The sequence below is a fragment of the Streptomyces sp. NPDC001219 genome (genome assembly GCF_053597915.1).
This window is the reverse complement of the sequence record NZ_JBSFJF010000008.1, coordinates 121,266-147,451: the sequence shown is the minus strand read 5'-3', so window position 1 is coordinate 147,451 and position 26,186 is coordinate 121,266. Positions and strand designations below refer to the sequence as shown.

Sequence of the window (26,186 nt, the reverse complement as noted above, 5' to 3'; positions counted from 1 at the left end):
CCCGCCGAAACCATGGGTCCACCCGCAGCCCACCGGGCAGCAACGGTTTCCCTGGAAGGACGGTGGCATGGCATTCGGCATTCCCCGCGAGGCCGAGAGCGCAGCGGCCGGCCCCGGAGCGGCGGTGACCGCGGTCGTCGACCGGCACCCTCCGCAGAGGTCCGCCGGGCCGGCCCCGGCAGCGGTCCCGGCGCCCTCCGCAGGACCGGACCCGGCCACCGGACCGGCGGACGACGGACCCGCCCGGCCCCCGCAGCCGGCCGGAACACCCCACGCCCAGGCCCGAGTTGACCTGGCGGCGATCCGGTCCAACGTCAGCCGGCTGTGCGCGACGGCGGGGTCCGCCGAGGTGATGGCCGTGGTCAAGGCCGATGCCTACGGGCACGGCATGGTCCCCGTCGCCCGTGCGGCGCTCGCGGGCGGTGCCACCTGGCTCGGTGTCGCCGGGATGCGGGAGGCGCTGACCCTGCGCGCGGCCGGTCTCTCCGCGCGGCTGCTTGCCTGGCTGCTGACACCCGGTGACGACTGGACCGCCGCGGTGGCGGCCGGAGTCGAGCTGTCGGCCGGTGCGGAGTGGGCGGTAGGGGCGGCGGTCCGTGCGGCGCAGGCCGTGGACCGGCCCGCGCTGCTCCACCTCGAAGCGGAGACCGGGCTCGGCCGCGGGGGCGCCGCCGCGGGAGACTGGCAGGCGCTGGTGGACAGCGCGGCGGCCGCCGAGGCCGCCGGGTACGTCCGGGTGGTCGGCGTGTGGTCGCATCTGGCGCGGGCCGACGAGCCGGGGCACCCGTCCTGCGCCCGGCAACTGGCGGAGTTCCGGGACGCGGCCGCACTCGCCCGCCGGGCCGGGCTCACCCCCGACGTGCTGCATCTGTCCAACTCGGCCGCCACGCTGACGCTTCCGGAGGCCCACTTCGACCTCGTCCGGCCCGGACTCGCCGTCTACGGACTGAGCCCGGTGCCGGACCTGGCCGGGCCCGCGGAGCTGGGGCTGCGGCCGGCGATGACCCTCACCGCCCGGCTCGCCTCCGTCAAACGGGTCCCCGCCGGGCAGGGCGTCTCGTACGGCCACCGGTACCGCACCACCCGTGAGACGACGCTCGGGCTGGTGCCGCTCGGCTATGCCGACGGCGTGCCCCGGCATGCGTCGCAGGCCGGGCCGGTCCTCCTCGGCGGGCGACGGCTGACGGTGGCGGGGACCGTGTGCATGGACCAGTTCGTCGTGGACCTGGGAAACGCACCGGCCGCGCCCGGGGACGAGGTCGTGCTCTTCGGGCCCGGCGACCGCGGGGAGCCCGGCGCGGCGGACTGGGCACGGTCCGCGCACACCATCTCGCACGAGATCGTCACCCGCATCGGCTCCCGCGTGCCCCGCACCTACGACGACACCGCCCCCGGCTGACACGCCCCGCCGCCCCACGCCCTCCGGATGACCACCGCCCCCGACGAAAGGAGCCTCCACCATGTCGCACCGGCCTCCACCGCCCGCACCGCGGCCCGCCCACCGCGCGGAACCCGGCCCCGACTGCTCCGGCCCCGAACTCCACCGGGGTCTGCGGTCCCGCCACATCCAGATGATCGCCATCGGCGGCACGATCGGTGTCGGGCTGTTCCTCGGTTCCGCCGGAGCGCTCCATGAAGCCGGTCCGGGCCTGCTGTTCAGCTACGCGCTCGCCGGCGTGGTCATCTTCTTCGTGATGCGCGCCCTGGGTGAACTCCTGGTCCACCGGCCCGTGTCGGGTTCGTTCGCCACCTACGCGGAGGAGTTCATCGGGCACTGGGCCGGGTTCGCCACCGGCTGGAGCTACTGGCTGATGTGGGTCGTGACCGGCACCGCCGAGCTGACCGCTGCCGGGATCTACGTCCGCTTCTGGTGGCCGGAGGTGCCTCAGTGGCTGCCCGGGCTCATCGCCCTGGCGATCCTCGGCGTGGCCAATCTGGCGGCGGTCCGGCTGTTCGGGGAGTTCGAGTTCTGGTTCGCCCTGATCAAGGTGCTGACCATTGTCGTCCTGCTGGTCATGGCGGCCGCCATTCTGGTCTTCGGCTTCGGCCCTCTGGGGGACAGCGCGTCGCTGAGCAACATCTGGACGCACGGCGGCCTCTTCCCGCACGGCATGGCCGGGCCGTTGCTCGCCCTCCAGGTGGTGGTGTTCGCCTTCGTCGGGGTCGAACTGCTCGGGGTGACCGCCGGCGAGAGCAAGGACCCCGAGAAGACCCTGCCCACCGCCGTGCGCCGGGTGATCTGGCGGATCGGCCTGTTCTACCTGGGTGCCCTCACCGCGGTCATGGCCCTGGTGCCGTGGAACCAACTCGATCCGGAGGTCAGCCCGTTCGTGCTGGTCTTCGCCAAGGTCGGCATCCCGGCGGCGGCCGGTGTGGTGAACCTGGTCGTGCTCACCGCGGCCCTGTCCTCCTGCAACAGCGGGGTGTTCTCCACCGGCCGCATGCTGCACACCCTGGCCCGGGACCGGCACGCACCGGCCGCGCTCGGGAGGGTCAGCCGCCAGGGCGTCCCCGCCGCGGGCATCCTCGCGTCCATGGCCGTCATGCTGCTGGGTGTGGCCGCGAACTACTTCGTTCCGGAGCAGGCCTTCGCGTATGTCACCAGTGTGGCGACCATCGCCGCGGTCTTCACCTGGGGCATCATCACCTGGTCCCATCTGCGCTACCGGGCCGCGGTCCGCGCCGGCCGCCTCCGGCCGGTGTCCTTCCGTATGCCGCTGGCCCCGGTGTCGAACTACTTCGTCTTCGCCTTCCTCGCCCTGGTGCTCGTCCTGCTCGCCTTCGGCACCGAGACCAGAATCGCGCTGTACGTGGCCCCGGTCTGGGCGGCGATCCTCGTGACCGGCTACCTCGTTGCCCGGCGCCACCGGGCCGCAGAGCCCCAGGCCACACCGCCGCCCGACGAGGAGAGCCCGGAGCCGTCGGGGAGCAGATAGCCGGTCGGCGAAAATGGCGGTGCGCCACAGGCTGGCTGCCTGGGCGCACCGGGTAGAGGATGGGTGCCCGGTGAGGGGGACATGGGCCGTCTCCCTCACCGGTCACCTCCTGGTGGGTCAGTGACGGTGACCGTGGCCCCAGCGGACCTGGTCGACGACCCGGCGGTGGTCGTTGCGCAGGGTCGCGGAGTCACGGCTGTCCCAGACGTAGTCGCGCCGGTCCTGGTAGACGTCCCAGCGGTTGTCGTGGCCGCGGCCGGTGTGCACCCGGACCTGGCTGTGGCCGGCCAGTCGCACGTTGCCGAAGCGGTAGGTGTTCCCGCTCCTGTCGGAGAGGGTCCAGCCCCGGAGGCTGACGGGCATGCGGCCGTTGTTCCGCACCGTCACCCACTCCGCGTTGAGGCTGCGGTTCGAGCGGTCGTCGCGTCCCGGGCTGTCGTACTGGACCGGCCCGAGGGCCACGGCGGAACGCGAGTGCTGCGGGGTGTGGCGGTGGTGGCCGTCCGCGCTGGCTGGGAGGGCGGCGGTGGCTGCCAGGGCGGCGGAGCCCAGAACAGCCAAGGCGACACGCGAAGCGTTGCGGAACATCGAACCTCCTGTGGTGGACGTCGCTTTCAGGGCGTCCAAAAACCGGATTCCCGGCCGGTTTGACCGGGCCCCCACAGAGTGACGGCCGGTCACGCCTTGCCGGAAGAAATCCGTGTTGGTGTTACAAAACACGGACATATACACAACCACACCACGCCAGGCGCGTACGCCCCCGCGCTCGCACCACCACCCGCAACACCCCTTACACGTATCCCGGTGCGTCCCGATGGCGCGCCGGTCATCCACGGACCGAGCAGCTCAGGCACGGGCCGACCGCCCGGACAGCGGCAGCCCCTGCGCCGGTCACACAAGTCCCTTGCCAGTAACGGATGTTGCTCCCGTGGGCGACTTCACGTGCCCTGGGGTGACCCGAAACCGGCTGCCCGGTGCGCCACTCAGGCACCATCCGTTGCCTGGAGCCCCCGGAGCCTCTACGTTGAGCGCGCCTGAATTCAGCTCAGCCCGCCGCCCTCGCGGCGGGCTTGCTTCGGGAGGAACCCCCCATGCAGAGAAACACCTCCGGGCCTCGCCGCAGACGCCCCTCCATACGCACCGCGGTGTCCGTCGGCGTGGCCGCCCTGGCGGTGGCCACGGCAGCCACGGCCACCGCCGAGGGCGCCACACCGGCCCCGCCCGCCCAACGCACCCAGCACGTCGAGTACTTCAACGGTGCCGACGGTCACCCACGGCAGACCACCGTCCCGGCACCGAAGCCGCTCGCGCCGTCCGAGAAGGCCGCGATCGCCGCCGGCGACGGCGATGTCACCTCGGTCGTGCGGAGCGGCCCGGTCGACTCCACGCTCGATGTCGTCTTCATCGGCGACGGCTACACCGCCGCCCAGCAGGAGGACTTCCACTCCGACGTCCGCGCCAAGTGGGCCAAGATCTCCGCCGTCGAGCCGTACGCGACCTACCGCGGCCTGTTCAACGTCTGGGCCGTGGACGCCGTCTCCCACGAGTCCGGCGTCTCCGGGGACCCGACGAAGGACGTGGTCCGCGACACCGCCCTCGACTCCGCGTTCTTCTGCGAAGACACCGAGCGGCTGCTGTGTGTCGACACCGACAAGGTCGAGTCCTACGCGTCCAAGGCCCCGGCCGCCGACCTCGTCGTGGTCCTGTCCAACTCCACCAAATACGGTGGTGCGGGCTACAACGACATCTCCTCGCAGGTCGGTTACGACGGCATCGCCACCGCCTCCTCCGACAACGACCAGTCGGACCAGATCGCGGTGCACGAAACCGGTCATTCGCTGGGCAAGCTCGCCGACGAGTACGACTACGGCCAGTCCGGCACCTACTCAGGCCCCGAGCCCGCCCAGGCCAACCTCAGCAAGCTCTCGGCCGACCAGATGACCGCCCAGCAGCAGAAGTGGTACCGCTGGATCGGCCAGCAGTCGCCCGACGGCGGCGCGGTGGGCGCGTTCGAGGGCGGCGGCTACTACCAGTACGGGCTCAACCGCCCCACCGAGAACTCGATCATGCGGACCCTGGGCCAGGAGTTCAACCTCCCCGGCCGTGAGGGGATGATCGCGGGCTTCTACCGCTATGCGAAGGTGCTGAGCAGCCCGGTCTCCACCCACCACGCGGTGTCTCGCGGGACCCGTATCCGGGTCACCGCACCCGCCTCCGCGACGCTGACCTGGTCCGTCGACGGCCGCGAACACAAGGCCGCGCGCGGCCGGTCCACGGTGGTCCCGCGCACCCTGGGCGTCCCGGCCGACGGCCGTACCCATACGGTCACGGCCCGCGCCACCGACCGTACGAAGGCGGTCCGAGACCCGGCACTGCGCAAGCTGCTGTCCCGCTCGCTGACCTGGCACGTGGCGCCCCGGTAGGCCGCTGCCGCCACTCGCACAACGCCCCGGTCACCGGGCGGGCCGTTCCACCCGCCCGCCCGGTGACCGGGGCCGAGCCCTACCCGGGGTACGACGACGCGGCCCCCGAAGTGCCGGGTATCCGCCGCGGTCAGAGGCGCACCACCATCTTTCCGGTGTTCCGGCCGTCCATCAGCCCGAGGAACGCCGCCACCGCGTGAGTGATGCCGTCCTCGACCGTCTCGCGGAAGGTGATCTCCCCGTCGGCCAGCCAGCCGCCCATCTCCTCGGCGAAGCGCGGCTGGAGACGGGCATGGTCCCCGACCTCGAAGCCGCGCAGGGTGATCCGCTTCTTCACCAGCTCGACCATGTTGCGCGGGCCCGCCGCGGGCTCGGTGTCGTGGTAGCCGGAGATCGCCCCGCACAGCGCGGCCCGCCCGTTGAGGTTCAGCGCGTCGATGGCGGCCTCCAGGTGGTCACCGCCGACATTGTCGAAGTACACGTCGATACCGTCCGGGGCGGCCTCGGCGAGCAGTTCGCGTACCGCGCCGGACTTGTAGTCGAAGGCCGTGGTGAAGCCGAGTTCGCCGGTCAGGTACGCCACCTTCGCCGCGGACCCGGCGCTGCCGATCACCGCCCTCGCCCCGCGCAGCCGCGCGATCTGCCCGGCCAGACTCCCCACCGCTCCGGCCGCGCCGGAGACGAAGACCGTCTCGCCCGCGCGCAGGCCCGCGATCTCGGTCAGCCCGACGTACGCACTCAGTCCGGGCATCCCCAGCACGCCGAGGAACGCGGAGTCCGGTATCCCCTCGACGCGCCGCAGCCTGGTGAAGCGTCCGGCCGGGGCGACCGCGGCGGTACGCCACCCCAGATCGCTGAGCACCAGGTCCCCCGGCGCCAGACCGGCCGCCCGCGACACCACCACCTCACCGACCGCGCCACCCGTCATCGGCCGGTCCAACGCGTAGGCCTGGGTTCCGGTCTCCTCGGTGCTCATCAGGGCCCGCATGTACGGGTCCACCGAGAGGAAGGTGTTGCGGACCGACACCTCACCTTCGGCCGGCGCCGGCAACTCCCGCTCCACGAGCCGGAAGTCCTCCGGCACCGGGCGCCCCACGGGACGTGCGGTCAGCTGCCACTCCTGCGCGGTGTCGGGCATGCGCGGTGCTCCTCGTGTGCGACGGACTGGTGCTCCGTCAGGTGCAGCGCTGCCGGCCGGCGGGGCATTCCCGGAGCGCCGTACGTCGGTCCCATGACTTCTGACGCCCCGTCACGGTCAGCGGGGTGCCGCGAGGTCCTGGGTCCACCAGGGCCCGCCCGGCCCCTCGACGACGCCGATTCCGACGTCCGTGAAGGAGCAGTTGAGCAGGTTGTCGCGGTGCATGGAGTCGCCCATCCAGTCGTTCACCGCCCCGGCGGCGGTGCGCGGGCCGCGGTCGAGGTTCTCGCCCCAGCTGCTCCACCGGTAGCCGGTGGCGGTGATCCGCTCGTCGGGGCCGGTGCCGTCCGGGGCCTGGTGCTCGTAGTACTGGCGTGCCGCCATATCGGCGGAGTGGCCCTGCGCCGCGGTGTGCAGGCGCCGGTCGATGCGCAGCGGGCCACAGCCGGCCCGCGCCCGCCGCTGGTTGATGAGTGCGGTGGCCTGCTCTTCGAGGTCGGGTGGGGTGGCCGACGGGGTGGGGGTCGGCGAGGCGGACCGGGTGGGGGGCTTGGGCGTGGAGCGCGACGGGGTCGGGGTGGGCGTGGGAGTGGGGCGTGGCGAGGGAGTGCGCGCGGCCACCGTACGGGTCGTCCGCGGCTCGTCCTTCCGCTTGTCGGGGGGCGTACTGGACGACCACCACACGGTGGCGCCGACGGCCACCACGAGGGTGGCGGCCCCCGCGACGACCGGGCCGGTCTTCCCCCGGGGCGGCCGCTTCGCGAGGTGGTGTGCGGCGGAGGTGTCGGACGGGTGGTGCGGGGCTGCCGCGGCCGCCTGCGCGGTCGCCGCGGCGGGGGCGGGGAGGACGGTGTCCGGGGTGAGGTGCGAGGGCAGCGGCAGCAGGGCGAGACCGGCCAGCAACCCCTCGGCGGGCACCAGGCCGTCCCAGTGCCCGGAGCAGTCCGTGCACTTCCGTGCGTGGCGGGCTATTCGCTTGCGCCAGAGGGCGCAGGGCTCCTGGTCCCAGCCGGCCGTCAGCCGGGACAGCTCGGGGCAGCGGGGCGTGGCCGCGAGCGCGCGGACCACGACCCGGCCGGCCTCCAGCTGTTCCTTCATGCGCTGTACCCGGACCGCAGTGTGACGGGAGTCGATCCCGACCGCGGCGACCAGCTCCGGCCGGGTGATCTCGCCGGCCGCCTCCAGCCACCACAGGGACAGCAGCGCCCGGTCGCCCTCGTCCAGCCAGCGGGTGGCCGCGGCCACTTCACGGCGCTGGCCGGACAGACCCAGTTTCAGGATGGTCAGGTCCGTGAAATCGGCCGCGCGGTCGGCCCGTTCCGGCGCCTGGTCCAGGCCGACGACGGGGGTCTTGCGGGCGGTGGTCCACCGGCGGCGTACCTGGTTCATGGCGATGGCCACCAGCCAGGAGCGGAAGGACGCCGGTTCCCGCAGGTCGGCCAGCGACTCCAGGACCCGCAGCATGGTCTCCTGCACCACGTCGTCGACGTCCGCATGGCCGTCCAGGGCCCGCCCCACGACGTTGTAGATCAGCGGCAGGTATGCGGCGACCAGCTGTTCCCGGGCCTCTTCGTCCCCGGCCTTGGCTGCCGCGACGGCCTCCGTCGCGTTTTCCTGCTTCACGCCCATTCGTTCCTGTTCGTTCGTGCGTACCCGAAGCCCCCGCACTCCGGAGATCCCGCGCGCTCGCCGCGATAACGGAAAACCTACGTGTATGCGGATGAGCCCTGTTCCCGGGCCCGCGCGCGGGGTGCGCTCCGGTCTCCCGGGCCCGCGGGCACCGCGCGACATCCGGCCGTCGGGGGCGCACGAAAAAAGTTTTCGCACTTTCCGTTATCCGGCCCAGGTCCCGCGCTCTCCCATGTGCCGGCCGCAAAGGCACCGGGTCTCCCCGGGCTCCGTGGCCGGCGGATCGCTGTCCCCCACAGGAAACGGAACCATGAACAACGACCACCTTCAGAACGGCCGCCACGACGAGACTCCGGCCGGGAGCAGCCGCGGGGCGGACGGGGCCGGGGCGCACCGGCGTTCCGGCGGGGCGGACGGCCGTACGGGAGGCCGGCACGGGCGGACCAGCGGCCTGCACCGCGCCGCGGGCACTCCGCGACGCAAGGCCACCCTGCTGGCGGTGGCGGCCGTGGTCACCGTGGGCGGCGCGTCCGCGGTGCTGATACGCCCCGACTCGGGAACCGACCGGGCGCTCGCGGCGGACCCGGCCGTGCCGTCGGCGCCCGCGGCGAAGCTCTCCGCTTCCGCCACGCCGGACTCCTCGCCCTCGCCCAAGAAGCCCCGCAAGCCCTCGGCCTCCCCGTCGAAGGCCAAGAAGCACCCCAAGCAGCACGCTTCGCCGCGGTCGCAGGCCAGCCGTCCGGGCAGCGACACCCGCAGCGCCCGGCAGACGACGCCCCGTGAGCCGCACCTCGATTCCGGGGCAGGTGCCACCACGCCGAACGGGGCGCGGGCCGCTTCGGGCACCGCCGCGCAGTTCGCGCAGAAGGTCGTCGAGCTGGTCAACGCCCAGCGGGCGCAGCACGGTTGTGGCCCGCTCACCGTCGACGCCCGGATTCAGCGCGCGGCGCAGGCCCACTCGGACGACATGGCGGCCCGCAACTACTACGAGCACAACACCCCGGAGGGCGTCGACCCCGGCACCCGGATGACCAAGGCCGGTTTCCCGTGGGCCAGCTGGGCCGAGAACATCTTCAAGAGCCCCAAGGACCCGGCCACGGCGGTGGACGGCTGGATGAAGAGCCCGGGCCACCGCGACAACATCCTCAACTGCTCGTACAAGTCGACCGGCGTGGGCGTCAATCTCAGCGGCAACGGCCCGTGGTGGACGCAGGACTTCGGCACCCGCTCGTAGGGCACCAACCCCCTTCGGACGGTGGCCTGTTCGGATGCCTCATGGCACAGGCGGGCGGGCCGCCGCTTCCCGGTGTGACGGGACGGGGTTCCCAGCGGTGCGCGCCGGTTCCGGCCGCACCGCTGGGGCCCGCGGGGACGACCGCTCAGCCGCGTGCCGGGGCGAAGGTCCGGTCGAGGAAGCCGTCGAGGCTGCGCCGGGCCTTCGCGGCGTCCGGGCCGGCGAAGATCTCGGCGGCGTGGAGCTTGCCCGGCAGGACCGTGACCTCCGCCTCGGGGAAGCCGTGGGCGACCTCGCGCAGCCGGCCTTCGTCGGAGAGCGGGTCGTCGGCGGTGCCCAGGAGCAGCAGTTCGCCCTCGTAGGACCTGCCGTTCCCGGCGGAGTAGCCGCCCAGTGAGGCGAGCGGGCTGATGCCGGCGACACCGGCCGGGCGGGCGGTGCGGTCCGTCAGCATGCCGAGCATCAGCGTGCCCCCCATGCAACCGCCCACCCATGCCACGTCCTTGGCGCCGCGTGAGCGCAGCAGCCGGGTCGCTTCGGACACGGTGCGGCGGCGGCCCCCTCCCCAGTCGAAGGTGACCACGTGATAGCCATCGGCGGCGAGCCGCTTGGCCTCGGCCGCCCACTCACAGGCGTCGCCCCAGGAGATGGGGGCGAAGACCACCCCGCGGGGGCCGGTGCCCAGGGTGACCATACGGCCGTCCCCCGAGGAACCGGGCGGGCGGTACGCGGTGGCCCCGGAGACGCCGTGGAAGCACGACGGCAGCCGGTCGGGTGTGGCGCTGAACTCTCGCACTGCGATGGTTCCTTCCTCCGTGGAGCGGCGGTTTTCCGCCATCGCGCTCCTCTGCGGGGGCGTCTTCGCGTCACCTCCGGCGCAGGCGGTGGCGCTGGTCAGGGCCAGAATCAAGACCGCCGTCATGGCCAGGGCACGTCTCGGCTCACGCTTGAACATGACAGAAGCATAGAGAGAAAGCATTGGAAAAAGCTATATTGAAAGGTAGATGGAAAGCTTTCACCGCGTCCACATCTGGCAGGCACACAGTCTCCCCAGGTCAGAACGTGCCCGCGTGGAGGGTGAGATATCTTTGTACTGAGCATCGGGTAGAGGGAAGGCGGTTCACAGTGGAGCCTGACCACGTAGACGAGATCATCTCGGCATGGGGCCACGAACTGCCCGAAATCGCCGGTCTCCCACTGGAACTGGCCAAAAGGACCGCCCTGTTGGTTTCGGCCTTCGACATCGCGGCCGGCGCCGAGCTGGAGAAGCTGGGGCTCACCCAGGCCGAGTACGGAGTGCTCGCCACCCTCCGGCGGATCGGCGCCCCCTACCGCCTCAAGCCGACCGACCTCACCCATGCGCTGCTGCTGTCCTCCGGCGGGACCAGCAACGTCATCAAGCGCCTGGTGGCCGCCGGCTATGTCACCCGCGCGGCGGCCGAGGACGATGCGCGCAGCAGCTGGGTGCAGCTCACGCCGAGCGGGGTGGAGACCGCCGAGGCGGCGGTGCGCGCCACCACCGCCGTGCACGCCCGGCTCGTCGACCGCATTCCGGAACGCACCGCGAAGGCCCTCAGCGAACAGCTGCGCATCGCGCTGGCCGCCATCGAGGAGGGCGTGCTGATCCGCCGCTGAGGCGAGAGGTCAGGGGCGGGACAGCCGGTCGCACACCTCCTCCGCCCGTGCCAGCAGCCCCGGCAGTCCGGCGTACCGGAGCCGCCCCGCGCGCTTCACGATCCGCCCGGCGACCAGCACGGTGTCGACATCGGCCCGGTCCATCGACGACACGACAGCCGCGGTGGCGTCGTGCACCGGCGCCACACCGGGGCGGTCGGTCCGCAGTACCAGCAGATCGGCCTGCTTGCCCGGGGTGAGAGAGCCGATCCGGTCCGCCATCCCGAGTGCCTCGGCGCCGCCGAGCGTCGCGAACTCCAGCACCTCGCGGGCCGTGAGCAGCGGCGCGTCCGGACCCGCGTGGCCCTGCAGCGCGGCGAAGCGTCCGATCTGGAAGGCGGCCCGCATCTGGGTGAACATGTCGCTCGGCGCGGCGACTTCGACATCGACGCTGAGGCTGGGACGCAGACCGGCGGCCGCCGCCGCGGCGAACGGCGGCAGTCCGTGTCCCATGGTCATCTCGATGGCGGGCGCGACCGACAGCGCCCCACCGCTGTCGCGGATCAGCTCCAGCTCGCCGGCCTCCATCCCGGTGCCGTGGATGAAGACCGTGCCGGGGCGCAGGACGCCGAGGCGGCGCAGCCGGGAGACCGGGCGGCCGCCCCGGACGTGCAGCGCGGTCGGCACACCGAGTTCGTCGGCCAGGGCCCAGCCGCGCCGGATGGTCGCGTCGCTGCCCGCCTCGGCGTTCAGCGCCATGGTCACCAGGCCGTCCGCGGAGTGCAGCCGGCCGCCGCGGATACGGCGGGCGTCCTGTGCCGTGCCCTGCCCGTAGGCGAAGACGCTGCGCAGCCCGGACTCGATGAGCGCGTCGAGCAGCGCGTCGGTGTGCCCCTCGGTCGTCTTGTCGACGTTGGAGATGTCCTGGACGGTGGTCACCCCCGCGTCCAGGGCGCCCAGTGCGCTCAGCAGATTGCCCAGGTGGAGGTCCTCGGCTGTGAGCCGGGGCGCCTGGGTGTGCAGGACGGTCGTGAAGTACTGGTCGAGGGTCTGGTCGGCGCCGCTGCCGCGGAGCGCCGCCTGCCACATGTGCCGGTGGGTGTCGACGAAGCCGGGGAGCACCAGGCACCCCCGGGCGTCGATCCGCTCGTCGGCCTCCGTGGGGTCGATGTCCGGGCGTACCTCGGTGATCCGGCCGTCCGCCACCAGGATGTCGGCGGACGGCAGTTCACCGGTGGCCGGGTCCATGCTGAGGACCCGGCCACCGGTGACGAGCAGACGTGCGGAGGTCATGCAGTGCCCCACCCCTGCGGCGGTGTCAGGCGGCCCATCTGCAGGTTCCAGTACTCGGTGTTGCGCCGGCAGCGGCCGTCGGGCGCGAAGGTCAGGATGTTGCTCTCCAGCAGGGTGACCCAGTGCTCGCCGTCGGGGTTGAGGGCGGGGGCCCGCATCGTGACCCAGAGTTCGACGGCCGCCCGGTTGCCGGTGATGACGGGGGTGCCGTGCCGGCCGGTCATCTCGCTCTGGCCGGCGGTGATGTCGCGCCAGTAGCGGCCGATGGCCTCGCGGCCGCGAAAGGTCTGCGCGGCCACGCCGGGGACCGCCTCGTAGAGGGCGTCGGGGGTGAAGAGCCTGACCGCGGCGGCGTCGTTCCTGGTCCGCCAGGCCTCAAGATAGGCGTCGGTCCAGCTCGACACCTGGCCGACGCTGAGTTTGGCGGGTCGTTCGGCGGCCTGTGCGGCCGATGTCACTGCCGCCAGGGGCAGCGCGGCGACACCGGCGCGGAGCAGGGTACGGCGGTGGGTACGGGGATTCACAGGTGTTCGGTGCCCTTTCCGTGCATACGGGGTGACGCGGTCGGCGACGGCTTCGGGAAGCCGGGCGGAACCGGTGTCACGGCCCTTCCTGGAGGCGGACGGAGAATTCGATGCCGTCGCCCAGCGGAAGCTGCTGGGAGAGATAGCCGTTGCCGGCGGTGCGGACGTGGTCGGTGAACTCGGGTGGCAGCATCGGCAGGTTGTCGGAGACGACCAGGCCGCCGGTGCGCAGTGCGGGTTCGAGCAGCTTGAGGACCGGGAGGTAGAGCTCCTTCCAGCCGTCCAGCAGCAGGAGATCCACCGGGCCGGGCAGCGCGACGAGCTGGTCGCGGGCGTCGCCGGTCCTGATCTCGGCGTAGTCGGCGAGCCCGGCGCGCTCCAGGTGGCTGCGGGCCCGGTCGGCCTTTCCGGGGTGCAGCTCGGAGCCGATGATGCGGCCGCTGCCGTTGTCGCGCAGGGCGGCCGCCGCATAGATCGTCGAAGCGCCGAAGGAGGTGCCGAACTCCACGACGAGGGCCGGGCGCAGGCTCCGTATGAGCTGGTACAGGAAGGTGCCGACCTGCGGGTGCACGGGCAGCGCGGCCTGGGCGCACAGCTCGGCCGCCTCCTGGGCGGTGGGCGGCTGCGGCCAGTCGGCCGCGGTGGCGTAGGCGCGCTTCATGACGTCCGGGTCGTTGCGCTCGGCGCTCCGGGCGATCTCGCCCAGGACGGCGCCGACCCGCTCGTCGTCGAGGCCGGTGGCGGCGGTGGTCATGCCTGTGCCCTCCCGTCCCGCACGGCGGCCAGCAGCGCGGGGTCGAGGTAGCTCTGCGCGTTGTAGATGGTGCGGTCGGTGTCGAGTATCTCGCGCCGGCCGTGCATCACCCGGGTGTTGTCGATCAGGGCCACGTCGCCGTCCTGCCAGTCCAGCTCCTCGGTCAGCTCCTCAGTGAGGCGGCGGAACTCGGCGAGGAGCTGCTCGGGGATCTCCGTGCCGTCGGCGAAGGTGATGTGCGGCGCCTCGTAGTTGTACGAGGGGCCGAAGACGCTGTTCGCCCAGGAGAGCCGGCTGCCGAAGAGCGTGCGGTGGACGGCGCCGGTGCGGTACGCGTAGTGGAGGGAGCCGTCGTCGTCGAGCTGGAGGGTGGTGGACACATTGCCGCCCACCAGGTCCTTCATATCGGCGAAGGTGATGTCGTCGAGCTTCTTGCGGCCCTCCGTCTGGTGGCAGACGAAGGCCTTCCACTTGGCCTCCTCCACCCGGCGGGTGTACATGATGTCCTTGACGCCGAAGACCTCGCGGGCGGTGTCGCTCGCCGCGTCCCAGACGCGGTAGCCGTCGCAGACGGTGGTCTGGGAACCGCTGGCGGCGGCCTTCTCGCACAGGAACCAGGTCAGGTCGGGGCCGAAGGGGCTGTTGCCGTTCTCCAGGTGGAGGCCGACGGCCGCGGTGCCCGCGTCCACCTTCTGGGCGACCTCGCCGCCGTGGAAGGAGCGTGCCGGGTCGAGGGTGATCCGGCTGGAGTGCGCCTTCACGAAGGAGGTGAACTCCTCCAGGTCGGTGCGGAAGCCCCGGAACAGCAGAAAGCCGGCGTCGGCGAGCAGCCCGGTGACCCATGCGGGGTCCAGCGCGCCGAGCGACCTGTCCCCGGTGGGCAGGACGAGCCGACCGGTGGCGGCCCCGTAGGGCTCGACGTCAGCGATGGTGGTCATGCGTCTGCTCCTTGGTGGTCGTACAGCGTTCCGTTGGACAGGGCGGTGCGGATGGCTGTCCGCATGGGTCTTCCGGTGACGGTGAAGAACCGGCGGTAGAGGCGCTCGTCGGCGACGGTGAGGTGCGGTACGGCGATCCGCTCCACCTCGGAGAGGTGCGCTTCGCCGAACTCCCTGACCGCGGCCTCGGCCGCCGCCAGGTCGGTGGACTCCTTGACGAGGAAGAGCCCGTGGAGGGCGGTCATCCCGTCACCGATCACGGCGACCGCGCGGACGAACGGGAGTTGGGCGTACTGCGCCTCGACCCATTCGGGCGCCACGTTGCGGCCGGCCGCGGTGATGATGACGTTCTTCTTGCGTCCGGTGATGCTGATGAACCCGTCCTCGTCGATCCGCGCCAGATCGCCGGTCCGGAGCCAGCCGTCGGCGTCCAGGACCAGGCTGGAGGGGTCGTCGCGGGTGTACCCGGCGAACAGCGAGGTGCTGCTGACGAGGAGTTCACCGTCGTCCGCGGTCCGGACGCGGACATGTGGCAGCGGCCGGCCCACGGTGCCCGGGCGGCGCGCGTCCGGGGTGTTCCAGCTGACCACGGAGCTGTTCTCGGACAGTCCGTACCCCTCGTGCACGGGGAGCCCGTGGTCCTCCAGCCGCCGCAGCAGATCGGGGTGGACGGGCGCCCCGCCGCAGCAGATCAGCGGCGCTCCGGGCGTGCCGAACAGGGCCGGCGCGACCGGTCGTCCGCTCGCCACGGCGTCGTCCGCGGCGGCGGCGAAGGCGTCGGCCAGCGCGGGCGTGGCGACCATCGCGGTCGGCCGGGCGGCCGTCACATACGGCAGGACATCGGCGGGGGCCGCCGCCGCGGTGCCGACCAGGGCCTTGCCGGGCGGCATCAGGACCACGGTCCCTCCGTCGAGCAGGACCATGTAGAGGCCGGTGACCTGCTCGATGAGCAGGCTGAACGGGACGACGGAGAGATAGCGGGAGAACGCCCCGTCGGGCATCACCGACCCCAGTGAGCCCAGCAGTTCGTTCAGGGCCGCCGCCCGAATCCGTACCCCCTTGGGGCGTGAGGTCGTCCCGGAGGTGTGGATGATCTTGCATTCCCAGTCCGCCGCCCCGGCGCCGGCCGGCGGCAGCACCAAGGGCGCGGACGGCACCGGCCCGTCCGTGGACAGCGGCAGCACCGTGCAGTGCGGGGGCAGGACGCGTTCCCTGCCCCACTGGTTCAGCTGCGCCTGCCCGGCGGCGTCCACCACGCACAGATCGGTCTCCTCCAGCAGACCGGCGGCCTGCTCGGCGGAGAACGCCAGCGGGACGGGCACCTCGGTGGCGCGCGCGGCGATGAGCGCGAGGTCGGCGACCACGAATTCGGGGGTGTTGCCGCAGACCACACCGATGCGCGGCGGCCGCCCCGCTCGGGCGCCGATCCGCTCGGCGAGCTCCGCGGCCCGGCGCGTCACTTCCTGGTAGCTGAGGGTCCTTGCCAGGGTGCCGTCCTCGCCCAGCACCTCGATCAGCGGACGCGCCGACTCGCCGAACCTGACCAGGCTCTGCTCAATGCCCAGCATGACCGGCCACCTCCATGGCGCTGATGCTCAGTTGGAGATCGGTGACGGAGTAGCGTCCGGTGGCGTCGGAGAAGAGCCGGTCCAGGGCGTTCAGCGGGATGACGCCGACCTGCGGCTCGTGCTCGTAGTACGTGCCCCAGCGGGCCGCCTCGTCGGGAGTCAGCCGGAGCGGGTCGGCCGGGGCGAACGGCACGAAGGAGATGCCGGTGCGGTCCAGCGTGGTGATCAGGCTCCGGGTGACGGTGCACAGGATGTACTCCATGCCCAGGCACCAGGCGATGATCGGGGTGGCTCTGATCAGTTCGCGGCCGACCGAGGCGCGGCGGGTGGCCAGTGCCCCCACTTCCACCACCCGCCTGCGGTCGACCGGGGTCCCGAGTCGGGACAGCGCGGCGTCCTCGACACCGGTATCGAGGTACCGCTCGGAGAACAGCTCCTGGTCTCTGCCGAAGGTGAGCCCCGCGCAGGCCAGTGGCGCGCAGGGCTTCTCCGCCGCGCCGCAGGCCGGCCGGGCGACGATGAACGAGTCGGGCCGGGGCGCCACATCGGCGCCGTATGCCTGGGCGTACACCTCACGAGCGAGGTCCGCGGCGTCCAGCCATGAGCTGGTCGACCGGTGTGCCAGATCGATCTGCACGGTGCTCCCCCCTTCCCCGGCTGCCGGCTTTACTTGGTGCCGACGACCAGAGACACGGATGAGGGCAGCGCGATGCGCTCGACGGACTTCATCCCCGCGTCGCTGAGCCATCCGGAGATCTCCGGCTCGCTGTAGGTGCGGTCGCCGGAGCAGGCGTACATGGCCAGCGAGAACGCCGCGTTGTGCTCCTCGAGCTGCTCACCGCGGACGTCTTCGAGCACCACGATCCGGCCGCCGGGACGCAGCGCCTTGGCGGCCCGGGCGACCAGGTCCCGGTTCTCCTCGTCGGTGTGGTTGTGCACGATCTCGAAGAGGAAGACGACGTCGTACCCGGTGCCGAGGTCGCCGCTGAGGAAGCTGCCGCGCTGGAGCGTGATCCGGTCGGCCAGGCCCGCCTTCTCGATCGCGGTGCCGGTGTCGGCGAGCGCCTCGGGCAGGTCGAGGATGGTGGCGGAGAGTTCCGGGTGCCGCTGGCACATCGCCATGGAGTGCAGTCCGTGCGAGCCGCCCAGGTCGAGGAGGCGCCGCGCCCCTTCGGGCAGCGGGACGGCGTCGACGATGGGCAGCACGGTCAGACGCGACTTGACCCGCATGTACGCGGAGAAGTCCCGCCCGGCCTCCGGGTTGTCGGCCCAGCGCTCCCACAGGGACTGGGCGGGCTTGCCGTCCCGTACGGCCTGCGGCAGCTCCCACATCACGTTGGTGAGTTCGTACGCCCACAGCAGCGCCGGGGTGAAGTCGTACTCGGCGTTCTTGCCCAGCCAGCGCTCGGCGAGGGGGCCGTTGCGGTAGCGCCCGTCCTCCAGGGTCAGCCAGCCGAGGACGGCGGCGACGTCGGCCACCGCGCGGGTGCCGTCCGTGCTCGCGCCGATCGCGGTGGCCAGCTCGTCGAGGGTCTTGGGGCCGCCCTCCTCCAGGGTGCGGAAGATGCCGAGCTTGGCGGCGGAGGTGAGCGCCGCGTAGCGGATGGTGGAGCCGATCACCTCATCGATCGGGTTGCCCGCCAGTTCGGCGTCGGTGGTGGTCTTGAACATGGCTGATCTCCTCGGGATGGCAGGGAACGGCCGCACAGCGGATGCGCGGCCAGGACATCCCGTGCGCGCGGCGGGCGCGGGCACGGGAAAGGTACGGGGACTGCCGAACGGGGACGAGCTTCAGCCGGCCGGGACCGGTGGGAACCGGTACGCCTGGGGGCGTACCGGCTCCGGCGGCGCCGCGAGGGCGCGCAGGAGGTGTGCCACGCCGTGCCGGCCGTGGTACCTCACTCCGGGGAAAGGTCCCCGGGGCGGTGTGGCGTCGGGCCGCGATCGGCTGCCTGTTGACGCCGTCCGGCGCCGGGACGGCACCGGAGCGACCGGCCGGGCCTCGCGGGGCCGCGGAGCTTGCGCGGCCCCGTCGCTTCCTCTCCGGTCCCGTGACGGGGCCGGCAAGGAGCCGGGAAAAGGCGGCCTGGGCCGGTGGGTGGAGGAGCGGACATCGGAGGGTCGGGGCCGGATGAGGCAGGCCTCGCGGAGCCCGTGCGGCGACGACGTCACCGCCTCCCGGGACATGCCGGCCACGGGTGGCGCCGGGCGGCGGCCACACGGGGCCGGGAGGACAGCCGGGCCCTCCGCTCCGGCCCGCGGCGCACGGCTGACGGCCGATGTGCCGGGGCCAGGGGCGCCGCACGGCGGGCGGCCCCGGGGGCGGGCCGTGGCGCCCGGAGGGGCACCTGGAGCGAGCGTGGCCATGGTGCCCGCGCCCCCACGACGCGGGCCGCCATTGCCCCGGCCACCGCCGTCCCGATGAGTGGGTGACGGCTGATCACGCCGCGGTGCACCACCCCGGACCGTGAGTCCGCAGGGGACGCCGCCGGCTCCTGACGGCTGTTCATCGGGTCCCCCCGTCGCAGCTGCCTCAGTGCGGGTCACCGATGATCAGGCGGACACCTCGTCGAATCCGACGGCCGCGCGTCCCGCCACGTGGACGTGGGCGGTCTCGGCGATCCGGCGGCCGAGTGCCTCGGCGGTGCGCAGGTCGCTGGCACAGGGGGTGACGTCGGCGCCCTCGTCGTTGTTCGACTGGGACATGGCGCCCAGCCAGCTGCCGAGCCGGTTGAGGTCCTCGGGGCTGCCGGAGGAGGTGTTCCAGCCGCCGTACTCGGCGAGGCCGACCCAGACCATGCCGTGCTGGGCGGCGAACAGCGCGATGTCGATGAGGGCGTTGAGCTTGTCCCCCGCCATGTTGCCGCTGTTGGTGAAGCCGCCCGCGATCTTGTTCTTCCAGCGCATGTTGTCGCCCCAGACCTGGCTGGTGGCCTCGACGAACGCGCGGAAGACGGCGCTGCTGCCGCCCATGTAGGTCGGCGTGCCGAAGATCAGGGCGTCGGACTCCTGCAGCACCTCCCACAGTTCGTCGTTCAGCTCGGCGAGGGAGACCAGTCGCACCTGGGTGTCGGGGACCTTCTCCGCGCCGGCCGCGACGGCCGCGGCCTGCTTTGCGGTGTGGCCGTATCCACTGTGATACGCCACCGCAACCTTGATCTGCATACTTCTCCCCCACCCGGGAACGAAACGATGGTTTTAGCTTTCACTAAAGCTGTCCAGAAAGCTTTAGGCGCTGGTTACGCTATCCATGCCCGCACATCCAAGGCAAGCGTCTCCGGCCAACACCCTGAAAAGAACAGGTAAATCCGCAGGTCGGGACATCCTGCACAAGCAATCCCACACCTCCCGACACGGGCACATCACGCCGTACACCCGCCATCACGGCCGATTCGGCGCCGACCTCGCACCCCCAGACGAAATCGGGCGCCACGGCACACTTCCCTACCAGACACGCGGAGCCACTCCCAGGGGGCCGCCCACCCGTCAAATCCCTTTTCGGTCAAGGAACTTCGCCGGTCGCCGCCATGAGCACGGGACCCCGCTCACCCCCAACAGTGATGTGACCCAGGTCACATGAAGAGGTGTCATACGTCGCGGGGGTGTCATCCGTGTGCAGGGTGACGGGCCCGCACGGGGCCCTGATCACGGGGAAAGGACAACCCATGCGTAACAGGCGAATTCTCAGCACCGCGGTCGCCGCGGCCGCGCTCACCGTCATCGGCCTGACCGGGGCCTCCCAGGCGCACGCCGCCACCGGGGCCGAGGGCGCGGCGCCGACCGTCTCCTCCGCGCAGCAGCAGGTCAAGCCGATGGACGGCCCTCCCGGAACGGTGTGGACCGGCAAGAAGTTCTGGACCCTCAGTGGCTGCCAGGCGGCCGGCACCGACCTGGTCAGCAGCGGCAAGTGGGCCGACCCCTTCTGCGACGGCTCGGGCCTCCAGTACGACCTGTGGGCCCGGCCGCTGTAAACCCGCCACGGAAGCGGCAGTTGACCGGTAGCCGCTGACAGTGACCCGAGCAGGGCGGCCCGTTCCCGCGCACATCCGCGGTCACGCGGGGACGGCCGTCCGGCCGGTTGCGGGGCCGCCGGCTCGGCTGCTGGTGTGTTCCGGAGCCCCGCCATGCCCAGGTGCTCGCCGAGCTGGCCGACGCGGCGGAGTGAGCGCCCGGCGCCGGCCGGGGTTCGGGGTCGGGCCCCGGCGGGTCACGCCCCTCGGGGACCGGCGGCGACGGCGGGAATATGGGCGAGGGCCGCGCTGGAGATGCGGTAGCGGCCGTTCGGTACCTCGGCCGCGGTGACATGGACGGTGAGCGGGCCCGCCCATTCGTAGCCGCGGTCGGCGGCGTGCCGGGCCAGCACATCGGTCAGTTGCCGGCCCACCTCCCCGCCACGGGCGGCCAGTTCGTCGTGCACCCGCTGCGCGAGTTCGACGGTGTAGTCGTTGGGGACGAGGACCCGGCTCGGGCTGCACACGACCGCGTGGTTGTCGCATTCCTGCCGTAGCGCGTGGAGCAACTCGACCGGTTCGGTGTGGAAGATCTTGGCCAACAGTGCGCTCTCGCAGTCCTCCACCACGCGCTCCCAACGCCTCAGTATTCCCATGCTTGTCGCCTGCCCCAGGGGGAACGCCACATGCCGGCACCATGCGGGGGCGGGGTCCGGCGCCGGAACTCCCTTGGCCTCCGCCGTGCGGGCCGTCACAATGAGCGCGTGCCGATCATGACGTTCCCGGAAGCCGCCACCCCACCCGCGCTGCGGACGCAGGTGTGCGAGCTCCAGGACGAGGCATGGCCACCGGACTCCGCGTCGGCGCCCGGCACGTTCGCCCACGACCCGGCGTTGCGGCCGGTGTCGATGCTGCTGGTCGAGGGTGCCACGGTGCTCGCCGCGCTGGACATCCTCACCAAGGAGATCGTGCACGCCGGACAGCGCTACCGGGCCGCGGGCCTGAGCACGGTCGTGACCCGCGGCACCGCCCGTGGAATGGGCCACGGCCACCGCCTGGTGACGGCCGCCCGTGCGGCGATGGCCGGCATGGACCTGGACGTCGGCCTGTTCACCTGCGACCGGCCGCTGCGGACGTTCTACGAAGGCGCGGGCTGGCAGTGGCTGCCCGGTGCCGTGCTCATCGGCGGCACGCCTGTGAACCCGTTCCCCAGTGACCGGCCCGGCTTCGACAAGGTCACCCTGGGCGGCTTCTTCTCGCCTCTGGCGCGGAGTCACCGTTCCGCGTTTCCGCACTCCCGTATCGAGGTGTATCCGGGCGAGGTCGACAGGCTCTGGTGAGGACGGCTCGCCCGGGACGGCGGACGGCGGCGTACACATGGCCGGAAGCGGGTCAAGCGCCGCATGCGCGGGGCCCATGGTCGATTATTGAGGCAGAGGATGTGCCCGTCGGCCCGGGCCGGTGACACCAGTCCGACCCGCCCGGCCAGCCCTGCGGAGGAACGATGGTCAGTGATGGGGAGTTCCGCGAACTGGCCGACGAGACACCGCCGGAGGTCCGCCCGCGGCGTCCGCTGAGCCCCCGGCTGCCGGGCTGTCCCTTCTGTCTGATCGTCTGCGGGCGGGCGCCGGCCACGGTGCTGCGCGAATGGCCGGAGACCATCGCCATCCGGCCCCGTCACGGTGGTGTCACCGACGGGCATGTGCTGGTCATCCCCCGGGTGCATGTCGCCGATGTCGCCGAGGACCCGGTGGTGTCGGCGGCCACCATGCTCCGGGCCGCCGAACTCGCCGCGGAGGCCGGGGACTGCAACGTGATCACCTCGCGCGGCGCCTCGGCCACCCAGACCGTCCGCCATCTTCATCTCCACCTCGTCCCGCGCGCCGAGGGCGACGGCCTGCTGCTGCCGTGGACCGCCGTTCGGCCCGCGGGGAGCTGAACCGCAGCGCGGGCCGTGCGGGTGCGGGGACCGTCCCCGGCGGTCAGGCGAGGAAGAGGACCGTGATGGTGTCGATGGCGACCAGGACGCCGTAGGAGAGCAGCATCGTCCGGGACAGTGCCACCGCCCGCCAGGGCACGGGGCCGCCGTGCCGCTCGGCGTCCATGCTGAACGGCGGCACCCCCGGGCTCCCGCGCTCGGCGACCTTCTCGTACAGGCCGCGGAACCTCCGTTCCTGGCGGAGGTAGTAGCTGTCGAGCAGCCAGAACCCGGCCGCCAGGCCCAGGGCGACCGTGGCCGTCTTCCAGCTCGGCCCGCGGGTGGCGACCGCGATGAAGGCGCCGCTGACGGTCATGGCCCAGCTCTTGACCAGGAACGAGGTGTTGGCATGGCGGGCGATCACGGCCTGCAGGAACTCCAGGTGTTTCACCTCGTCCGGGCCGAGGTGGGCGGGCGCGGTCATGAGGCCGGGCCTCCTGCCTCGGGCGGCCGGCGGTCCGTCCCGGCGTCGTGGGACTCCCCCGCGGGTGGTTCCGCGGGCCCCGGCCGGTCCTCCTCAGGTGCCTGGTGCTCCTCAGCCGCCTGGTCCTCTTCCGGCGCGTGGTCCGTCTCGGAGGCCGGGACGTCCTCCGGTGCCGGGGCCCCCTCAGGTGTCCGGTCGCCGCCCGGACTCGTCGTCTCGGGCTGCGCGACGGGCTGCCCCGGCGCGGCATGGAACTGCGCGTTCAGGTCGGCGGCGATGTCGTTGAGGCGTTCTTCGAGCGCGTCGGGGCCATAGCGTTCGAGCACCGTGTAGGCGTGGTCGAGGAGTTCGAGGCGGGCCCGGGGCGGGGTGGGACGGTCTCCGGTGCCCGGCCGGGTGCCGTTGCGTGCGGCGGCGGGGCGGGGCCAGACGGGTGCGGTCAGCGGAAGGTCGTAGCTGCCGGCCACACCGGTGCGGGCGCGCTCCTCGACGATCCGGATACAGGCCTCGTCGAGCGTACGGTGGGCCTCGCTCACCGCCGCCTCGACGGTGGACCGCAGTCGCCACCAGGACGCGGTGTGCGCCACCAGGCTGCGCCGGGCGGCCCGCAGCAGCTTCCCGCCCTGCTGCTCGGCGTCGGCGACCCCCTGCCGGGCCTCCCGGTCACTGTCGGCGCAGGGGTTGTGGGCGAGCACCTTGACCACGATCGCGGCGGTGCTGAGCACCAGGGTGAGGATGACGACGGCGCTCTGGTCCGGTGCCAGGTCGACGTGCTCGCGCACCGCGCCGGCCGCACGCATCCGCGCCCAAATGCCGACCATGGTGAGGATGGCCAGGGTGAAGAGCACCGGCCCGGCCGCGTTGGGCCAGGGCAGCTCGCCGGCCCTGCGGCGTTCCGTACGCGGGCTCCTGGGCCAGAGCGCCTCGCGCAGGGCCGCGATCGGGCCGCGGCGCGTCCGCTCCAATGTGCGGGCGGTACGGGTCCGCCGCCGGAAGACCGACTCGGCGAGGAGGCTGCCCGCGGCCAGCAGGCAGACCGCGACGCCGAAGCCGGGCAAGTAGGCGAGGTAGTAACCGAATTCGCCGTCGCCCAGTCCGAAGAACCGCTGCATCAGGGTGCCGATGAACATGGTGTCGAAGGCCACGCAGGCGACCAGGGTCGGCCACAGCAGCCGTCGCCAGAGCACCGGCCGGCGGCGCAGGCTCTCCGGCCCGTCATCGGCATGGCGGGCTCGCAGTTCTCCGACCCGCTCCTGGGCCTGCTGGGATGACCGGGCCACGACGAACCGCTCGGCCGCTTCCAGGGTCGTCCGGGCGTCCTGGAAGGTCTCGGTGACCGCGGTGGCCGCGGTGCCGAGTCCGGGCTGTGCCGCGGTCAGCGCGGTGTTGGCATCGGTGAAGGCGCGCATGAGGGCGGCCTGTTCCCGGCTGTCGGTCTGGTCCACGGGCCTGGCGGACGGCCGTTTCCTGAGGTCCAGGCCGACAAAGGCGGGGTCGCCGCCGGAGCAGTCGACCGCCGACTGGTAGCGGGCGGCAGGCCCCGCCCGGTCCTTTCCGTTGGTGGTGTTCATCGCTGCCCGCCGCCCTCACTTCCTGGTGATGTGGATATCGACGCGCCGGTCGCACTGCAGCCTGTCCTCGGCGGACATCCGGCCCCCCGCCGCGTGGTCCGGCTTCGCGCAGCCCGTGGGCAGGCCCCGGCCGTGTGCCGTCACCCGCCGCACCCCGAGTCCGGTCAGCACGTCCTTCACCGCGTCGGCGCGTGCCTGGGACAGCTGGTGGTTGTTGTCCGGCCGGCCGCGCGGGTCGACGTAGCCGAGGACGGTGACCCGGCTGCCGGGGGTGGTGCGGGCGCTGACCGCGACATCGTTGAGCAGGGGCAGGGCCTGCGGGCGGACGGTGGACGCGTTGGTGTCGAAGAGCGCCGCACCGGGGAGTTCGTAGCTCTCCGGGCGGTCCTGTGCGTAGCGCACGGCCGGGTCCTGGGGCACCTTCTTCCGCGGGCGGCTGTGCTCTGCCGTGCCGATGGCGGTCGGGGCGAGGGTGCAGGAGGTGCCGGAGGTCTTCTTGCGGCCGGCGCCGCACAGGGTGCGCCACAGGTCGCTCAGCCAGGTCCGCTGGGCCGCCGTGGGCGCGGGCCGGTCAGCGGCGGGCTGGCCGAGACCGGCGAGCGTGAGATGTACCCCGGTCAGGTCCGGTGTCTCGTCCCGGGCGGTGCAGACCCGGGTGATGGCCTTGATCTCGCTCCGGTCGCGGAAGGCGGCCGCACGCAGATCGGCGCAGCCCGTTGTGGACAGCCCGTCGGTCAGTACGAGCAGGCCGCGGCGGCCGGAGGTGCCGTCGAGCGAGGACGCTCCGGCCGTGAGGGCGGCGAGGACATCGCTGCCGCCGCTGCGGGGAGCGGCCCGCTGCGCCTTGCCGACCAGGCCCGTCAGGCATCCGACGGCCTGTTGCTTCCGCTTCTTCTGGTTGATGGCGTTGTTGTTGTCCCTGAGCCAGTCGGTCGAGCGGTCCTTGGCGATCCAGGTGATCTGCGCGGGGTCGCCGCTGAAGCTGCCGACCGAGACGGTGTCCTTGCGCTCGACCAGCGCCGTGAGCAGCGGGCCGATGCTGTGGGCGTAGTCGCGTCCGGCGGTTTCGCCGCGTACGGAGCCGGAGTCGTCGACGAGGACGACCGTATGGCCGGTGCTGTCGGCGGGTTCCTTCATCCAGGCGCAGGCGTCCAGGCGCGGTGCCTCGCCGCATGCCCCGAGGAGGCCGGCCAGCAGCGCCGTTCCGAGGGCGCCGGCGAGGGCGGGCGTGCCCCGGCGCCGTCCGGTCCGCCGGACCGCTGCCGCCGTGTGGTCCGTGGTGTCGGTGACGTTCACGGAGCAAGCTCCCCGACCTCGCCCACGGTGTCCACCCAGGAGAAGGGGCTCAGCCCCATCTGGCGGCAGAACTCGCTCAGGGCCTTGTCGTAGGCGTTGGCGTACTCGAACAGGCCCACCTGCTCATGGTGTTTGGCCGCTGCCGTGAGGACGTCGGCGAGCGCCTCCGCCCCGTTGCGGCGGGTGTTCTTGAGGGCCTGCATCACCTTGCAGAAGTCCTCGTCGGCGAGCGCCGCGGCGAACGGCACCAGGAGCCGGCGCTCAGCCGCGCCGAGGGTGCCGAGGAGCTCCAGTTCGCTCATCACCTGCAGCCAGCGCTCGGTCAGTTCCTGCACCTGGTCGGCCTTGAGCCTGCCGAGGCGGTGCTCGTTCACCATCCGTACCTCGGCGAGGTGGAAGGGCCGCACATGGTCGCGCAGCGCCGGGTCCATCCGCATCCGCACCGAGGGGCGGCAGCGGATGAGGCCCTTGTCGTCGTGGTAGCACCAGCCGCCGCGCAGCTCCTTGTTGACAGTCTTCTCGGCGGCCACCGGGTCGCCGGGGTCGCAGGCGCGGGCGACGGACCAGGCGCGTCGCAGCAGTTTGCGGCGGGCCGCCTCCTCGTGGAGGGCCGCGCGCTCCCGCAGGACGTCCAGCGTCATCTCCCGGCTGCTCCAGCGGAAGTGGGGGACGAGTTCGAAGGTGAACACATCGCCCTCGGCCGCCACGGACAGCGTCTCCTCGGCGGGCGGCAGCTCCACGGCCACCTCGTGCTGTGCCGCCTGTCCGAGCGCCGGGCCGTCCTCGTGCTCCGGGTCGTCGGCGGTGTCCGGGCCCCCGGTGGGCTCCGCGCCGTCCCTGCCCGTTATCCGGTGCCACCAGTTGCGCAGCCTGATGCGGAGTCCTGTGCGCTGGGTCATGGTCTCGCTCCTCTTCG

The 26,186-nt window shown here is 72.4% G+C and carries 26 protein-coding genes; 9 read left to right on the top strand and 17 right to left on the bottom strand.

Going from position 1 to position 26,186, the window contains the following annotated elements; all coding sequences use genetic code 11:
• Nucleotides 1-67: 67 nt before the first annotated feature.
• Together alr and ACWC9R_RS07620 are read left to right on the top strand one after the other, a co-directional pair.
• On the top strand, nt 68-1,399 hold the full coding sequence (gene alr, locus ACWC9R_RS07625; RefSeq protein WP_450729449.1) for an alanine racemase: 1,332 nt from the start codon (nt 68-70) through the stop codon (nt 1,397-1,399).
• A gap of 61 nt (nt 1,400-1,460) precedes the next feature.
• Nucleotides 1,461-2,936, top strand: coding sequence for an amino acid permease (locus tag ACWC9R_RS07620; RefSeq protein WP_450729448.1), 1,476 nt, complete (start codon nt 1,461-1,463; stop codon nt 2,934-2,936).
• 117 nt (nt 2,937-3,053) lie between these two features.
• On the opposite strand, the gene ACWC9R_RS07615 is transcribed toward ACWC9R_RS07620, so the two are convergent.
• Complete coding sequence (locus ACWC9R_RS07615) at nt 3,054-3,524, bottom strand: lamin tail domain-containing protein (RefSeq protein WP_450729447.1); 471 nt, start codon at nt 3,522-3,524, stop codon at nt 3,054-3,056.
• 503 nt (nt 3,525-4,027) lie between these two features.
• Between ACWC9R_RS07615 and ACWC9R_RS07610 the strand changes: the two genes are divergently transcribed.
• Entirely contained in the window at nt 4,028-5,359 is a 1,332-nt protein-coding gene (locus tag ACWC9R_RS07610) for a M64 family metallopeptidase (protein ID WP_450729446.1), read from the top strand.
• A gap of 130 nt (nt 5,360-5,489) precedes the next feature.
• On the opposite strand, the gene ACWC9R_RS07605 is transcribed toward ACWC9R_RS07610, so the two are convergent.
• Together ACWC9R_RS07605 and ACWC9R_RS07600 are read right to left on the bottom strand one after the other, a co-directional pair.
• Complete coding sequence (locus tag ACWC9R_RS07605; protein WP_450729445.1) at nt 5,490-6,497, bottom strand: NADP-dependent oxidoreductase; 1,008 nt, start codon at nt 6,495-6,497, stop codon at nt 5,490-5,492.
• 117 nt (nt 6,498-6,614) lie between these two features.
• On the bottom strand, nt 6,615-8,126 hold the full coding sequence (locus ACWC9R_RS07600; RefSeq protein WP_450729444.1) for a sigma-70 family RNA polymerase sigma factor: 1,512 nt from the start codon (nt 8,124-8,126) through the stop codon (nt 6,615-6,617).
• 310 nt (nt 8,127-8,436) lie between these two features.
• On the opposite strand from ACWC9R_RS07600, the gene ACWC9R_RS07595 reads away from it, so the two are divergent.
• Nucleotides 8,437-9,360 (top strand): CAP domain-containing protein, encoded by a 924-nt coding sequence (locus tag ACWC9R_RS07595; protein ID WP_450729443.1) that lies wholly within the window; start codon nt 8,437-8,439, stop codon nt 9,358-9,360.
• Between the two features lie 145 nt (nt 9,361-9,505).
• Here the strand turns inward: ACWC9R_RS07595 and ACWC9R_RS07590 are convergent, their stop codons facing one another.
• Nucleotides 9,506-10,315, bottom strand: coding sequence for an alpha/beta hydrolase (locus ACWC9R_RS07590; protein ID WP_450729442.1), 810 nt, complete (start codon nt 10,313-10,315; stop codon nt 9,506-9,508).
• Between the two features lie 170 nt (nt 10,316-10,485).
• On the opposite strand from ACWC9R_RS07590, the gene ACWC9R_RS07585 reads away from it, so the two are divergent.
• On the top strand, nt 10,486-10,995 hold the full coding sequence (locus ACWC9R_RS07585; protein ID WP_093636098.1) for a MarR family winged helix-turn-helix transcriptional regulator: 510 nt from the start codon (nt 10,486-10,488) through the stop codon (nt 10,993-10,995).
• Between the two features lie 9 nt (nt 10,996-11,004).
• Here the strand turns inward: ACWC9R_RS07585 and ACWC9R_RS07580 are convergent, their stop codons facing one another.
• From ACWC9R_RS07580 to ACWC9R_RS07545, 8 genes are all read right to left on the bottom strand, one after another.
• Nucleotides 11,005-12,267, bottom strand: a complete 1,263-nt coding sequence (locus ACWC9R_RS07580; protein ID WP_450729441.1) for an amidohydrolase family protein — start codon at nt 12,265-12,267, stop codon at nt 11,005-11,007.
• Entirely contained in the window at nt 12,264-12,791 is a 528-nt protein-coding gene (locus tag ACWC9R_RS07575; RefSeq protein WP_450729440.1) for a nuclear transport factor 2 family protein, read from the bottom strand. The genes ACWC9R_RS07580 and ACWC9R_RS07575 overlap by 4 nt, the downstream gene beginning before the upstream one ends.
• 76 nt (nt 12,792-12,867) lie before the next feature.
• Nucleotides 12,868-13,545 (bottom strand): O-methyltransferase, encoded by a 678-nt coding sequence (locus ACWC9R_RS07570; protein WP_450729439.1) that lies wholly within the window; start codon nt 13,543-13,545, stop codon nt 12,868-12,870.
• A complete protein-coding gene (locus ACWC9R_RS07565; RefSeq protein ID WP_450729438.1) occupies nt 13,542-14,483 on the bottom strand; it encodes a TauD/TfdA family dioxygenase in 942 nt (313 codons plus the stop codon). Before ACWC9R_RS07565 ends, ACWC9R_RS07570 begins: the two co-directional genes overlap by 4 nt.
• Nucleotides 14,480-16,051: an AMP-binding protein gene (locus tag ACWC9R_RS07560; protein ID WP_450729437.1), complete on the bottom strand. Its 1,572-nt coding sequence runs from the start codon at nt 16,049-16,051 to the stop codon at nt 14,480-14,482. The genes ACWC9R_RS07565 and ACWC9R_RS07560 overlap by 4 nt, the downstream gene beginning before the upstream one ends.
• The gene (locus ACWC9R_RS07555) at nt 16,038-16,688 is read right to left on the bottom strand and encodes a thermostable hemolysin (RefSeq protein WP_450729436.1); all 651 of its coding nucleotides are present in this window, start codon (nt 16,686-16,688) and stop codon (nt 16,038-16,040) included. Before ACWC9R_RS07555 ends, ACWC9R_RS07560 begins: the two co-directional genes overlap by 14 nt.
• Nucleotides 16,689-16,717: 29 nt before the next feature.
• Nucleotides 16,718-17,722: a methyltransferase gene (locus ACWC9R_RS07550; RefSeq protein ID WP_450729435.1), complete on the bottom strand. Its 1,005-nt coding sequence runs from the start codon at nt 17,720-17,722 to the stop codon at nt 16,718-16,720.
• A gap of 882 nt (nt 17,723-18,604) precedes the next feature.
• The gene (locus tag ACWC9R_RS07545) at nt 18,605-19,216 is read right to left on the bottom strand and encodes a flavodoxin family protein (protein ID WP_450729434.1); all 612 of its coding nucleotides are present in this window, start codon (nt 19,214-19,216) and stop codon (nt 18,605-18,607) included.
• Nucleotides 19,217-19,716: 500 nt separating this feature from the next.
• Between ACWC9R_RS07545 and ACWC9R_RS07540 the strand changes: the two genes are divergently transcribed.
• Together ACWC9R_RS07540 and ACWC9R_RS07535 are read left to right on the top strand one after the other, a co-directional pair.
• Nucleotides 19,717-20,022, top strand: coding sequence for a hypothetical protein (locus tag ACWC9R_RS07540; RefSeq protein ID WP_450729433.1), 306 nt, complete (start codon nt 19,717-19,719; stop codon nt 20,020-20,022).
• A gap of 107 nt (nt 20,023-20,129) precedes the next feature.
• The gene (locus tag ACWC9R_RS07535; protein WP_450729484.1) at nt 20,130-20,216 is read left to right on the top strand and encodes a DUF4326 domain-containing protein; all 87 of its coding nucleotides are present in this window, start codon (nt 20,130-20,132) and stop codon (nt 20,214-20,216) included.
• A 42-nt stretch (nt 20,217-20,258) separates the two neighbouring features.
• On the opposite strand, the gene ACWC9R_RS07530 is transcribed toward ACWC9R_RS07535, so the two are convergent.
• On the bottom strand, nt 20,259-20,657 hold the full coding sequence (locus ACWC9R_RS07530; RefSeq protein WP_450729432.1) for a DUF3662 domain-containing protein: 399 nt from the start codon (nt 20,655-20,657) through the stop codon (nt 20,259-20,261).
• 117 nt (nt 20,658-20,774) lie between these two features.
• Here ACWC9R_RS07530 and ACWC9R_RS07525 point away from each other — a divergent pair, with 117 nt between their 5' ends.
• Both ACWC9R_RS07525 and ACWC9R_RS07520 read left to right on the top strand, forming a co-directional pair.
• Nucleotides 20,775-21,341, top strand: a complete 567-nt coding sequence (locus tag ACWC9R_RS07525) for a GNAT family N-acetyltransferase (protein ID WP_450729483.1) — start codon at nt 20,775-20,777, stop codon at nt 21,339-21,341.
• A 164-nt stretch (nt 21,342-21,505) separates the two neighbouring features.
• Nucleotides 21,506-21,940 (top strand): HIT family protein, encoded by a 435-nt coding sequence (locus tag ACWC9R_RS07520; RefSeq protein WP_450729431.1) that lies wholly within the window; start codon nt 21,506-21,508, stop codon nt 21,938-21,940.
• Nucleotides 21,941-21,983: 43 nt separating this feature from the next.
• Here ACWC9R_RS07520 and ACWC9R_RS07515 read toward each other — a convergent pair whose 3' ends face one another.
• From ACWC9R_RS07515 to ACWC9R_RS07500, 4 genes are read right to left on the bottom strand one after another with little or no spacing between them, the layout of a single operon-like run.
• Nucleotides 21,984-22,403 carry a hypothetical protein gene (locus tag ACWC9R_RS07515; RefSeq protein WP_450729430.1) on the bottom strand — a complete coding sequence of 140 codons (420 nt, stop codon included), beginning with the start codon at nt 22,401-22,403 and terminating at the stop codon, nt 21,984-21,986.
• Entirely contained in the window at nt 22,400-23,974 is a 1,575-nt protein-coding gene (locus tag ACWC9R_RS07510) for a hypothetical protein (protein ID WP_450729429.1), read from the bottom strand. The genes ACWC9R_RS07515 and ACWC9R_RS07510 overlap by 4 nt, the downstream gene beginning before the upstream one ends.
• A 15-nt stretch (nt 23,975-23,989) precedes the next feature.
• Entirely contained in the window at nt 23,990-25,270 is a 1,281-nt protein-coding gene (locus tag ACWC9R_RS07505) for an OmpA family protein (protein WP_450729428.1), read from the bottom strand.
• Nucleotides 25,267-26,169: a hypothetical protein gene (locus ACWC9R_RS07500; protein ID WP_450729427.1), complete on the bottom strand. Its 903-nt coding sequence runs from the start codon at nt 26,167-26,169 to the stop codon at nt 25,267-25,269. Before ACWC9R_RS07500 ends, ACWC9R_RS07505 begins: the two co-directional genes overlap by 4 nt.
• Between the last annotated feature and the right edge of the window lie 17 nt (nt 26,170-26,186).

Bases quoted from the DNA above. Each gene is read 5' to 3' on its own strand.
- ACWC9R_RS07595 (WP_450729443.1), top strand. From the start codon at position 8,437: ATGAACAACGACCACCTTCAGAACGGCCGCCACGACGAGACTCCGGCC.
- ACWC9R_RS07560 (WP_450729437.1), bottom strand. From the start codon at position 16,051: ATGCTGGGCATTGAGCAGAGCCTGGTCAGGTTCGGCGAGTCGGCGCGT.
- ACWC9R_RS07600 (WP_450729444.1), bottom strand. From the start codon at position 8,126: ATGGGCGTGAAGCAGGAAAACGCGACGGAGGCCGTCGCGGCAGCCAAG.
- ACWC9R_RS07525 (WP_450729483.1), top strand. From the start codon at position 20,775: ATGACGTTCCCGGAAGCCGCCACCCCACCCGCGCTGCGGACGCAGGTG.
- ACWC9R_RS07615 (WP_450729447.1), bottom strand. From the start codon at position 3,524: ATGTTCCGCAACGCTTCGCGTGTCGCCTTGGCTGTTCTGGGCTCCGCC.
- ACWC9R_RS07620 (WP_450729448.1), top strand. From the start codon at position 1,461: ATGTCGCACCGGCCTCCACCGCCCGCACCGCGGCCCGCCCACCGCGCG.
- ACWC9R_RS07610 (WP_450729446.1), top strand. From the start codon at position 4,028: ATGCAGAGAAACACCTCCGGGCCTCGCCGCAGACGCCCCTCCATACGC.
- ACWC9R_RS07570 (WP_450729439.1), bottom strand. From the start codon at position 13,545: ATGACCACCGCCGCCACCGGCCTCGACGACGAGCGGGTCGGCGCCGTC.
- ACWC9R_RS07515 (WP_450729430.1), bottom strand. From the start codon at position 22,403: ATGACCGCGCCCGCCCACCTCGGCCCGGACGAGGTGAAACACCTGGAG.
- ACWC9R_RS07580 (WP_450729441.1), bottom strand. From the start codon at position 12,267: ATGACCTCCGCACGTCTGCTCGTCACCGGTGGCCGGGTCCTCAGCATG.
- ACWC9R_RS07550 (WP_450729435.1), bottom strand. From the start codon at position 17,722: ATGTTCAAGACCACCACCGACGCCGAACTGGCGGGCAACCCGATCGAT.
- ACWC9R_RS07545 (WP_450729434.1), bottom strand. From the start codon at position 19,216: ATGCAGATCAAGGTTGCGGTGGCGTATCACAGTGGATACGGCCACACC.
- ACWC9R_RS07500 (WP_450729427.1), bottom strand. From the start codon at position 26,169: ATGACCCAGCGCACAGGACTCCGCATCAGGCTGCGCAACTGGTGGCAC.
- alr (WP_450729449.1), top strand. From the start codon at position 68: ATGGCATTCGGCATTCCCCGCGAGGCCGAGAGCGCAGCGGCCGGCCCC.
- ACWC9R_RS07530 (WP_450729432.1), bottom strand. From the start codon at position 20,657: ATGGGAATACTGAGGCGTTGGGAGCGCGTGGTGGAGGACTGCGAGAGC.
- ACWC9R_RS07565 (WP_450729438.1), bottom strand. From the start codon at position 14,483: ATGACCACCATCGCTGACGTCGAGCCCTACGGGGCCGCCACCGGTCGG.
- ACWC9R_RS07590 (WP_450729442.1), bottom strand. From the start codon at position 10,315: ATGTTCAAGCGTGAGCCGAGACGTGCCCTGGCCATGACGGCGGTCTTG.
- ACWC9R_RS07540 (WP_450729433.1), top strand. From the start codon at position 19,717: ATGCGTAACAGGCGAATTCTCAGCACCGCGGTCGCCGCGGCCGCGCTC.
- ACWC9R_RS07520 (WP_450729431.1), top strand. From the start codon at position 21,506: ATGGTCAGTGATGGGGAGTTCCGCGAACTGGCCGACGAGACACCGCCG.
- ACWC9R_RS07605 (WP_450729445.1), bottom strand. From the start codon at position 6,497: ATGCCCGACACCGCGCAGGAGTGGCAGCTGACCGCACGTCCCGTGGGG.
- ACWC9R_RS07510 (WP_450729429.1), bottom strand. From the start codon at position 23,974: ATGAACACCACCAACGGAAAGGACCGGGCGGGGCCTGCCGCCCGCTAC.